Here is a 9,929-nt window from a genome sequence, read left to right on the forward strand (position 1 = left end):
GCGTCCGGTTTCCGTACATTTCGGGAACCACCTCCCTTCTCGTGTACGGCAGAGCCTAGAACCGCTCCCCGAGGTCCTCAAGTGATTTATTTCGGGGCGATTCAGGGAATGCGGTGTGGGCTGCGTCACGTTCCAGTTGAATGATCTGACGTGCCGCACACGTGAACACCTGCAGGGGGTGCCAGGTGAGTGCCTTCGGACGTAGTGAGACCACCGACGATCTGCTCGCAGCGCTGCTGGACGGGATGGACGCGGCCTTGTGCGCGTTCGACGCCGACGGCGTGATCACGCACTGGAACCGCGAGGCCGAGCGGATCCTCGGCTGGACGGCCGCCGAGGCGGTCGGGCGCAAGGGCTTCGCCGGCTGGGCCGTGCGCGCCGCCGACGCGCAGGACGTCGAGGAGCGGCTCATGGCCGCCCAGGACGTGCCCGGGCGGCAGGTGCACGAGTTCGCCCTGCTGACCAAGGAGGGCGGGCGGGTGCTCGTACGGACCCAGTCCGCCGGGGTGCCCGGGGCGGACGGGAAACCTGCCGGGGTGTACTGCGCCTTCAGCGAGGTGCACGCCCAGATCGACCTGGAGCGGTCCATCGCGCTGAGCGAGGCGCTGATGGACGACGCCTCGTGGGGTGTGGTCCTCGTCGACGTGGACCTGCGCCCGGCCGTGGTCAACGCGCATGCCGCCCGCGCCTTCGGGTCGGGGCGGACCGCCCTGCTCGGCCGGCCCCTGGGGGAGCTGCTGGCCCAGGGCGTCGAGGAGCTGGAGGGCGCCCTCCAGCACGTGCTCGCCGAAGGGGCCCCGCCGGAGCCCGTGGAGCTGTGGGTGTCCGTCCGCACGCCCGAGGGGGTACGGCGCAGGTGCTGGCGGTCCGGGTTCCTGCGGCTGGGGTCCCCGCTGGCGGAGGAGCCGGTGCCGCTCGGGGTCGGCTGGCTGTTCCAGGACATCACCGAGGCCCGGCAGGCCGCGCTCGACACGGCGCAGCTGCGGTTCCGCTCCAGCCAGCTGCACCGCTCGGGCCGGGCGGCCGCCGAGTGCGAGGACCCGTCCGAGGCGGCCGCCGTACGACTGGACTTCGCCCTCGCCGGCTTCGCGGAGCACGCGCTGCTCGACGTACTGGAGCAGTCGGCCGACCCGGACCGGTGCCGTCTCGTACGGGTGGCCGCGTCGCCGCCGCCGGGCGCGGGGGCCGGGCCGATCCCGGCCCGGTACGCGCCGGGGCATCCGGCGCTCCAGGCGCTGGACCGGATCGGCTCGGTGCGCACCAGTGTCCCGCGCGGGGAGGCGGCCGAGCACTGGGCACGGGACCGGCAGTGGCCGCAGGACGCGGCGCACGTGCTGTGCGCGGTGCTGCGCAGCCGCGGGCGGACCCTGGGTGCGCTCACCTTCGTACGGGGTGCGTCGCGGGCCGCCTTCGAGCAGGCGGACGCGGTGTACGCGGAGGAGGTCGCGGCCAGGGTCGCGGCCGACCTCGATCTGGCGGCCTGCCCCCGGACCCGCGACGAGGGGCTGCCGGGTGCGTAGTCCGCGTCTCAGTGGCGGAAGAAGATCCGGTCGCCGTACTCCTGGAGGACGCGGCCGTTCCACTCGTGGCCGCCGTCGACGTTGCCCGAGCGCAGCAGCGGGGGCTCGATGCCCCGGGCGGCGAGCTCGCCGGCCGCCGCCGCCATCACGGCCTGCATGATCGCGCTGGTCACGACGGTGGAGGCGGGCGCGAACGGCGCGTCGATGCCGTCGAGGCTCAGCTCGGCGTCGCCGACCGAGATCTTGCTGTCGAGGACGATGTCGCAGTGGTCCTTGAGGAAGGTGCCGGACGCGTGCCGCGACGTGGTCCCGGCCGTGTACGCCACGGAGGTCACGCCGATCACCTTCAGGCCGATGGCCCGGGCGTTCATGGCCATCTCGACCGGAAGGGCGTTGCGCCCGGAGAGGGAGATGATCACGAGGACGTCGCCGCCGGCGGCCGGGCTGCTGTCGAGGACGGCCCCGGCGAGGCCGCCGACCCGTTCCAGGGCGCTGCCGAGGGTGGCGGGCATGACGTCGATGCCGACGGTGCCGGGGACGGCGAGGAAGTTCATCAGGGCGAGCCCGCCGGCCCGGTAGACCACGTCCTGGGCGGGGAGCGAGGAGTGGCCGGCGCCGAAGGCGAAGAGCCGGTTCCCGGCGGCGACGGCGTCGGCGATGACGGAGCCGGCCTCGGCGAGGTGCACGGCCTCCTCGTCCCGCACCCGCTCCAGGAGGCCGATCGCGGCGTCGAGGAACTGACCGGCCAGCTTGCTCTCGCTCATACGCCGATGGCCCTTCCAGAGGTGGGGTTCGTCCGTGTCCGCCGCTCACCGTGCGGTCTGTACCAAGGGCGTGTCAATACGAACGTCAATCCCGGGGCGAATCGTCGCGGGGGATCTCTCGGCGATGTCCCGGGGTGTCCCGGGCGGGGCCTGGCGTCCGGCACGGGACGGTTGTCGGTGTGATGCGTCAGAATTGGGGGCAGGGCCAGCGCACGATATCCGAGGGGCACGAATGTCCGGACTGATCGACACCACGGAGATGTATCTCCGCACCATCCTCGAGCTGGAAGAGGAAGGCGTGGTCCCCATGCGCGCCCGTATCGCCGAGCGGCTCGACCAGAGCGGTCCGACGGTGAGCCAGACGGTGGCGCGCATGGAGCGGGACGGCCTGGTGGCCGTGGCGACCGACCGTCACCTGGAGCTGACGGAGGAGGGGCGGCGGCTGGCGACGCGCGTGATGCGCAAGCACCGGCTCGCGGAATGCCTGCTCGTCGACGTCATCGGCCTGGAGTGGGAGCAGGTGCACGCCGAGGCCTGCCGCTGGGAGCACGTGATGAGCGAAGCGGTGGAGCGGCGGGTGCTGGAGCTGCTGCGCCACCCGACGGAGTCGCCGTACGGGAACCCGATCCCGGGTCTGGACGAGTTGGGGGAGAAGGCCGAGGTCGACCGGTTCCTGGAAGACGGCATGGTCAGCCTGTCGGAGCTGGACCCGGGCCCGGACGGGAAGACCGTGGTCGTGCGCCGGATCGGGGAGCCGATCCAGACGGACGCCCAGCTGATGTACACGCTGCGCCGGGCGGGCGTGCAGCCCGGGTCGGTGGTCAGCGTGACCGAGTCGCCGGGCGGGGTGCTGGTCGGCAGCGGCGGCGAGGCGGCCGAACTGGAGGCGGAGGTCGCCTCGCACGTGTTCGTGGCCAAGCGCTGACCGCACGTACGCGGCGTTCGCGGGTGGTGATGTGGGCGGTCCCGGCGCCTTGCGGCGCCGGGACCGGTCCTCCCCTTTGCTGACCTGGAGCCCCGAGCTCTCAAGGTCATCCCCTCGGACCGTCTTCCCCGAGCGGCCCGCCTCCCTGTTGAAAGGATCTCCGTCGACAGAGGCGGCCAATCCTTGAGCAAGGTCACTCGAAAGAGCGGTGTTGAAAGCGAGAACCCCGTTTTCGAATGTGGGTTCGATACTCTGGCCGCGAGCGAAGGGGGTGCATCTGCCGTGGTACAGCGCATCGATGTGACAGGGGCCGACGGTGTGCGCCTGGCCGCCTGGGAGTTCCGGGAATCCGCCGCCACCGCGCCCCCTGATCCCGGCGCGCCCTGCGTGCTGTTACTCCACGGCCTGATGGGCCGCGCCTTCCACTGGGCGGGCACCGCCCGATGGCTCGCCGAGCGCCGCCGCGTCGTGGCCCTCGACCAGCGCGGCCACGGCCAGAGCGACCGCCCCGCCGCCGGCCCGTACACACGCGAGGCGTTCGTGGCCGACGCCGAGGCCGTCATCGAGCAGCTCGGACTGGCCCCCGTGACCCTGATCGGGCACTCCATGGGCGCCCTCACCGGCTGGCAGCTGGCCGCCTGCCGCCCGGACCTGGTCGAGGCCCTGGTGATCTGCGACATGCGCGCCTCCGCCCTCGGCGAGGCCTCCCAGCAGGAATGGGAGCAGTGGTTCCACCGCTGGCCCCTCCCCTTCCCCACCCAGGACGCCGCCCGCCGCTGGTTCGGCGAGGACGACCCCCGGGTGGAACGCCCCGACCCCGGCCGCGGCGCCTTCTTCGCCGAGGTGATGCACGAGGCTCCGGACGGCTGGCGCCCCCTGTTCTCCCGCCGCCAGATGCTGACGGCCCGCGAGACCTGGGTCCACGACGCGCACTGGGAGGAACTGGCCCAGGTCCGGTGCCCGACCCTGGTCGTCCGCGGGCTCGACGGCGAGCTCGGCCGCGCGGAGGCCCAGGAGATGGTCCGCGTCCTCCCGGCCGGCCGTTACGCCGAGATCCCCGACGCAGGCCACTACCTCCACTACGACCAGCCGACGGCCTGGCGCGCGGCGCTGGAACCCTTCCTGGACGGAGTCAGAGCCGGTACGCCTTGACGGCGTCCACAGCCAAGCGGGCCGTACAAGAGGGCGGGTACTCAGTCGCTGCTTTGCGAATGAGTACCCGCCCTTACGCGTGAGCGCCAGGTGAGCCGTCAGCCCTTGCTGACCGCCAGCAGGATCTCCGGCAGCTTCCCGGCCACCGTCGGCGCCGCCAGGCGCAGGCCCGCCCAGGTCGCCAGGGCGCCCCAGGCCGTGCCCAGTGGGAGCAGGATCCACGTCAGGGACGTGTGGTCCGCCACGTTGAGGTAGATCGTCAGGGCGATCACCGGGGAACAGATCACCACCGACGTGAGCATGCCGCCGAAGATGCCCGCCCAGGCGAGCCCCGCCTGGCCCGGGGCGACGTTCTTGAAGGCGCCGTCCGTCGGGATCGAGTACGGGAAGCGGGCCGAGGCCAGCGCGCCCGTGCACAGCATCGAGCCGAGCAGCGCCAGGGCCACCCCGAGCGCTGCCGGGAAGCCGCTCCAGTTGTGCACGAGCGCCGCCGTGACCGTCGTGACCAGGAGCGTGTACGGGACCGTGACGAGGGCCAGGGCGTACGCGCGGGCGCGCAGCTCCACGAACGCCTCGCGCGGAGTGGAGATGGTCTGCGCGACCATCCAGAACGCCGAGGTGTCCTGCCCGAACTGGTTGTACATCTGGATGCCGAGCATGCCCGCGCCGAAGCAGGCCAGGTACACCGAACCCGTGCCCTGGAGGGCGTTGAAGACCGGCACGATCAGGCCGACCGCCAGGGCCGTCACCCACGCCGACTTCGTCTTCGGGTCGCGGACCACGTACCGCAGCGTGCGCTGCATGACCGCGCCCGTCCGCCCGGCCGGCAGGAAGGCCCAGACGCCGACGCCGTCCGCGGCCTCCCGCTTCGCCGACGGCTTCGCCGCCGCGATCGTCGAACCGTCCGGGGTGACCATCAGACTGGTCAGGCTCCGCTCCCAGAACCGCAGGAGCAGGACCAGCGCGAGGACGGTCACGGCCAGTTGGGCGGCCGCGACCCCGTACGAGCCCTTGCTCGCGGAGTCCACCATGCCGATCGCCGTCGCGGGCGGCAGCCACCGCACCACGGCCTCGACCGGCTCCAGCTGGGCCAGGCCGCCCGACTGGAACAGGCGCTGGCTCGCGAAGTTCGCCAGCTGCGCGCCCACCGCGATCAGCAGGCCGCTGAGCAGGGCGAGGTCACGCCCCTTGCGGCTGGTCAGGAGCCGGACGTTGGCCGTGGCCACCGTGCGGGCCAGTACGACGCAGCCCAGCAGCAGGAGCGGTACGGCCGGTACGGCGGCCACGATGCCCGCCGCGCCCCGCGCGACGGCCACCACGGAGCCCACCGCCAGGCAGACCGTGAACAGTGGGCCGATGCCGACGAGCGAGGAGGCCAGCAGGGCCCGGACGAGCGGACGCGGCCGCAGCGGCAGCATGACCAGCCGGCTCGGGTCGAGCGTCTCGTCCCCGGTGGGGAAGAACAGCGGCATGAACGTCCAGCCGAGCGCAAGGATCGCGGCGAGCAGGACGACGGCCGTGCCCGCGTGCGCGTTTCCGTGCAGCACGGCCAGGCCGAGCATCGCGAAGACCGCCACCACCAGGGAGAACGCCAGCGAGCCGAAGTAGGCGGCCTTGCGCTTCGACGAGCCCTTGAGGCCGTTGCGTATCAACGAGAGCTTGAGGCGGACGAAGACCGAGGTCAGGTTGACCGCGGGAGCCCCGGCCGAGGCCGCGGCCGGGGCTCCCGCCGGAGCGGAGGCGGATGCGGTGCTCATCGGGCGGCCTGCCCGCCGAGCCAGTCCAGGGAGCCGCCCGCGTCGCGCCCGCCCGCGCCGACCAGCTCCAGGAACGCGGCCTGCAGCGAGGGCGCGTCGCCCCGTACGTCGGCCAGCGGGCCCGCGGCGCGGATCCGCCCGGCGGCCATGACGGCGACCCAGTCGCACAGCGACTCGACCAGCTCCATCACGTGCGAGGAGAAGACGACCGTGGCGCCGGAGGAGGTGTAGCGTTCCAGCACCCCGCGGATGGTCTGTGCCGACACCGGGTCCACGCCCTCGAACGGCTCGTCCAGGAACAGCACTTCGGGGTTGTGCAGCAGAGCGGCGGCCAGGCCGATCTTCTTCCGCATGCCCGTCGAGTAGTCCACGACCAGCTTGTGCTGCGAGCCCGCGAGGTCCAGGACCTCCAGCAGCTGCGTCGCCCGCTTGTCGGTCTCCTCGCCCGGCAGTCCGCGCAGCCGGCCCATGTAGCCGAGCAACTCGCGCCCCGACAGCCGCTCGAACAGCCGCAGCCCCTCCGGCAGTACGCCGATCCGCGACTTCACCTCGACCGGGTCGCTCCACACGTCGTGCCCGGCGACGAGGACCCGCCCCATGTCCGGGCGCAGCAGCCCGGTCACCATCGACAGCGTCGTCGTCTTGCCCGCGCCGTTCGGGCCGACCAGGCCGATGAACTTGCCCGCGGGCAGTTCGAGGTCGATCCCCGCGACCGCGACCTGCTCGCCGAAGCGCTTCCACAGGCCTTCCACCCGTACCGCCGCCCGTCCGGCGGACGGCGCGGTGTGCGCGCCGTCCGGTCCGTCCGTCCCACCCGTCGCATGTGCCTGGTCCGGCATGCGTCTGCCTCTCGTCCTGTTCCCCGTGGTCCTGCTTTCTTCACGATAGGAGGGCGGGGAGAGGCGGGGCAGTTACTTATGTCATGACTTTCGGTACAGGAATATCCCTGGCCTGACCTGCGATCTTCCTGGCCGGCGGCAGCGCGGGTCAGGAGCTGTGGCGGTCCCGGCCCGCCGCGGCCTCGCGTCCGCACGCGTACGCCAGTGCCGCGATCAGCTCCTCCGTGTCGGGCAGCCACCGGTTGGCGGGGGTGGGCCGGCGCGCCCACTGGACCGAGCCCCGGCCGCCGAAGCGGGTGGGCGGGGCGGCCACGTACTCGCCCTCGCCCCGCGCGGCCAGGTCGAGCGAGGCCGGCGACCAGCCGAGCTCCCGCACCAGGTCCGGCATCTTCGCCCCGGCGCCCGGCAGGACGAAGAACAGCATCCGGTGGTCGGGCGTGAGGGCGACCGGGCCGAGGGTGTGCTCCATCCGCTCCAGCCGCGCCAGCGCCAGGAACCCGGCCGAGTCCGGCACGTCCAGCGCGTCGAACGTCCGGCCCGTCGGCAGCAGGATCGAGGCCTCGGGGTGCTTCGCCCAGATCCGCCGGACCTGGACCGCGCTGCCCGTCGCCAGTGCCGCCCAGTCCTTGACCGTGGGGTGCGCACCGGGCGCCGGGCAGTCCTGCTCCCCGCAGGAGCACAGCTCCCGCCCGTCCGCGGACTCCAGCCAGGTGCCGGCGAAGACGTCCCAGTGCCGTTCTTCCGCGTACCGCACGGCTTGGTCCAGCAGCTGCTCGCCGCGCTGCTTGGGGATGGGTGCGGTCTCCGTGACTCCGATGGTCTCTTCCACGTCCATCACAACTCTCGGGGTCACCCGGGGTTACGGGGGTAAACCGGCCGGTGGGCGGAGCATTGATCCTGCACGCGGGGCGCACTGATGCACGCGTGGGGGCGCGTAGGAGGTCGGGGCGCCGGAGTTGGGTAGCGACACGACGCAGAGCGGATGATTCTCCGCACATCAGGCGGGAAGTGATCATTCCAACGATCACCCGCGGCTACTGGGGGTTTTCATGGCAGCCAGGCCTCTCGTCGCGCGCCAGCCGAATGAACGGCTGCAGGCGCTCATCCAGGAAGCCGGGTGCTCGAACGCCGGGCTCGCCCGGCGCGTCAACATGTGCGGGGCCGAGCACGGCCTCGATCTCCGCTACGACAAGACCTCCGTGGCCCGGTGGCTGCGCGGACAGCAGCCACGCGGCCGGGCGCCGGGCATCATCGCCGAGGCGCTGGGGCGAAAACTCGGCCGGACCGTCACCATCGACGAGATCGGCATGGCCAACGGCAAGAACCTCGCCTCCGGCATCGGCCTCCAGTTCTCCCCGACCGTCGTCGGCGCCATCGAGCAGGTCAGCGAGCTGTGGCGGAGCGATGTCGGCCGCCGCGACTTCCTGTCCGGGTCGAGCGTCGCCGCCTCCGCGCTCGTCGAACCGAGCCGCGACTGGCTGATCACCGGCGCCGACGCCCAGGTGGCGCGCAGCGGCGGCTCTCGCGTCGGGATGCCGGACGTGGAGGCCGTCCGGGCGACCACCGAGGCCCTCAAGGACCTCGACCACCGCTTCGGCAGCGGGCACGTCCGGCCCGTCGTCGTGCACTACCTCAACTCCGTGGTGTCCGGACTGATCGGCGGTTCGTACCGGGAGCCGGTGGGGCGCGCGCTGTTCGCGGCGGTGGCCCGGCTGACGGAGCTCGCCGGCTACATGGCGGTGGACACCGGGCAGCCGGGATTGGCACAGCGCTACTACATCCAGGCGCTCCGGCTGGCGCAGGCGGCGGGCGACCGGGCGTACGGGGGCTACGTGCTCGCGGCGTCGATGAGCCACCTCGCGGCGGAACTCGGCAATCCGCGGGAGATCGCGCAGCTCGCGCGGGCCGCGCAGGAGGGGACCCGCGGGCAGGTCACCCCGAGGGTGGAGGCGATGTTCTACGCGGCCGAGGCGCGCGGGCACGCCCTGCTGGGAGACACCCGGGCGACGGCGGTGCTGTCCTCGCGGGCGGTGACCGCGCTGGAGCGGGCGGAGCCGGAGTCGGGCGACGATCCGGTGTGGATCCGGCACTTCGACGAGGCGTACCTCGCGGACGAGCTGGCGCACTGCCACCGGGACCTGGGCCAGGCGGATGCGGCGGCCAGGCAGGCGGAGGAGGCGCTGCGGGGCCTCCCGGCGGGCAAGGCGAGGCGCCGGGCGATCGGGCTGCTGCTGCTGGCGGCGGCCCACGTGCAGCAGCGGGAGGTGGAGCAGGCGTGCCAGACGGCCGCGAAGGCGGCGGAGCTGCTGGCGGGGCTCCGCTCGAACCGTGGCGCGGAGTACCTGGACGACTTCCGGACCCGCCTCGCCCCGTACCGCGACGAGCCCGCGGCCCGCGAATTCACCGCCAGACTGGAGGTGGTCGCCTAGCAGGCGCCCAGCCGACGCCCAGCCGACGCCCAGCCGACTCCCGGCCGCCGCCCGGTCGGCGGCCGGGGCGGCGGGGCGGGTGGGCCTGACGGGGAAAGGGGGCGACCGGGTAGCGTGAGCCGACGGTTCCGTAATTTCGGAGTAGTCGGCGAAGGAGTCCCGGTGACGGAGAGCGGACAGGGGAGCGGCCAGCAGGCGGCCCCACAGGCCGGTGCGCCGTGGGGTCCCGACCCGGCGTACCCGCAGCCCCCGGGGCAGCCCGCGCCGCCCGGGTACGGGTACCCGCAGGTGCCGGGGCATCCGGCGCCCGGTCACGTCGTGGGACCGGGCTACGAGGGGCCGGGTGCGCCGCACGGGTACGGGTATCCGCCGCTGCCCGAGGCCGCCACCCAGTACATTCCGCCGGCGCCGGCCGCGCCCGCGCAGGGGGAGGCGGCGACGCAGTACGCCCCGCCCGTGCCGGCCGCGCCCGCGCATCACGAGGCGGCGACGCAGTACATCGCGCCGGTGCCGGCGGGGCCCGTGCCGGCCGCGCCCGCGCAT

8 protein-coding genes and 1 pseudogene are annotated in these 9,929 nt (G+C 73.2%); 5 read left to right on the top strand and 4 right to left on the bottom strand.

All coding sequences use genetic code 11. The annotated features are described in order from the left end of the window. Positions 1 to 185: 185 nt before the first annotated feature. Positions 186 to 1,520: a PAS domain-containing protein gene (locus ABTY04_RS07800; RefSeq protein ID WP_352212447.1), complete on the top strand. Its 1,335-nt coding sequence runs from the start codon at positions 186 to 188 to the stop codon at positions 1,518 to 1,520. Positions 1,521 to 1,528: 8 nt separating this feature from the next. Here the strand turns inward: ABTY04_RS07800 and ABTY04_RS07805 are convergent, their stop codons facing one another. Further along, the gene (locus ABTY04_RS07805; RefSeq protein ID WP_352212448.1) at positions 1,529 to 2,284 is read right to left on the bottom strand and encodes an SIS domain-containing protein; all 756 of its coding nucleotides are present in this window, start codon (positions 2,282 to 2,284) and stop codon (positions 1,529 to 1,531) included. Between the two features lie 232 nt (positions 2,285 to 2,516). Here ABTY04_RS07805 and ABTY04_RS07810 point away from each other — a divergent pair, with 232 nt between their 5' ends. Continuing rightward, on the top strand, positions 2,517 to 3,209 hold the full coding sequence (locus tag ABTY04_RS07810; protein ID WP_352212449.1) for an iron-dependent transcriptional repressor DtxR: 693 nt from the start codon (positions 2,517 to 2,519) through the stop codon (positions 3,207 to 3,209). A 282-nt stretch (positions 3,210 to 3,491) separates the two neighbouring features. Next, positions 3,492 to 4,361, top strand: a complete 870-nt coding sequence (locus tag ABTY04_RS07815; RefSeq protein ID WP_352212450.1) for an alpha/beta fold hydrolase — start codon at positions 3,492 to 3,494, stop codon at positions 4,359 to 4,361. A 98-nt stretch (positions 4,362 to 4,459) separates the two neighbouring features. Here the strand turns inward: ABTY04_RS07815 and ABTY04_RS07820 are convergent, their stop codons facing one another. The 3 genes from ABTY04_RS07820 to ABTY04_RS07830 form a co-directional block, all read right to left on the bottom strand. Further along, positions 4,460 to 6,118, bottom strand: a complete 1,659-nt coding sequence (locus ABTY04_RS07820; RefSeq protein ID WP_352212451.1) for a transporter — start codon at positions 6,116 to 6,118, stop codon at positions 4,460 to 4,462. Next, positions 6,115 to 6,957 (bottom strand): ABC transporter ATP-binding protein, encoded by an 843-nt coding sequence (locus ABTY04_RS07825; protein ID WP_352212452.1) that lies wholly within the window; start codon positions 6,955 to 6,957, stop codon positions 6,115 to 6,117. Before ABTY04_RS07825 ends, ABTY04_RS07820 begins: the two co-directional genes overlap by 4 nt. Positions 6,958 to 7,105: 148 nt before the next feature. Continuing rightward, entirely contained in the window at positions 7,106 to 7,786 is a 681-nt protein-coding gene (locus ABTY04_RS07830) for a bifunctional DNA primase/polymerase (protein ID WP_352212636.1), read from the bottom strand. A 220-nt stretch (positions 7,787 to 8,006) separates the two neighbouring features. Between ABTY04_RS07830 and ABTY04_RS07835 the strand changes: the two genes are divergently transcribed. Both ABTY04_RS07835 and ABTY04_RS07840 read left to right on the top strand, forming a co-directional pair. Then, positions 8,007 to 9,386: an NsdA family TPR-like regulatory protein gene (locus ABTY04_RS07835; protein WP_352212453.1), complete on the top strand. Its 1,380-nt coding sequence runs from the start codon at positions 8,007 to 8,009 to the stop codon at positions 9,384 to 9,386. A 162-nt stretch (positions 9,387 to 9,548) separates the two neighbouring features. Beyond that, positions 9,549 to 9,929, top strand: a pseudogene (locus tag ABTY04_RS07840) (hypothetical protein); the annotation flags it as partial.

The organism is Streptomyces sp. NPDC097981 (assembly GCF_040302565.1).
Lineage (GTDB): Bacteria > Actinomycetota > Actinomycetes > Streptomycetales > Streptomycetaceae > Streptomyces.